We start from the raw sequence: 478 nt of genomic DNA on the forward strand, positions 1-478 counted from the left end.
GCGGTTAAGTCTGAGCGGCGGCTGGCAAGTTGTATCTGGTAACGAAAACCATAACAATGCTGACCATGCTGCTGGCTGTCCGACAGCGATTCGACACCTTGATATTTATGCACCATCAAGACATCGTCTGCCAACCCATCCACTTTTAGCCGAAAACGTAACCTTGCCATTGCTCTTTCCTTCCATCTACATCATCAATGTCGAAAAACCTTAAGCACAACACCGCCACCACTCGGTATTGTGCTTAAGGTTTTTAAAACAGGGCGCTCACCCCAAGGATATGAAATACAGATGAGCGCCCCACATTACTTAGCGTGATTACGCTTCAACTGGCTTACGCCAATCGTCAGAGCCTGACGTGCCTGCGTTCACATGATCCCATAGGATTTTGCGGTAAGACATAGAAACCGTCACGTTTTGAGTGAAATCAGAATTCGTTGGATCTTGGCAGTGTGGCATCTCACAATGAATATCAACA

At 46.9% G+C, this 478-nt stretch carries 1 protein-coding gene and 1 pseudogene; one reads left to right on the forward strand and one right to left on the reverse strand.

The genetic code is table 11. The features are described from left to right. The coding region (locus RMT89_RS41065; protein ID WP_315888854.1) for a hypothetical protein at window positions 1–214 on the forward strand (214 nt) is incomplete at its 5' end. 104 nt (window positions 215–318) lie between these two features. On the opposite strand, the pseudogene RMT89_RS46220 reads toward RMT89_RS41065, so the two are convergent. Then, window positions 319–478 (reverse strand): annotated as a pseudogene (locus RMT89_RS46220) (type VI secretion system tube protein Hcp); the annotation flags it as partial.

Origin of the sequence: Streptomyces sp. P17, from assembly GCF_032436805.1 — a bacterium.
GTDB lineage: Bacteria > Actinomycetota > Actinomycetes > Streptomycetales > Streptomycetaceae > Streptomyces.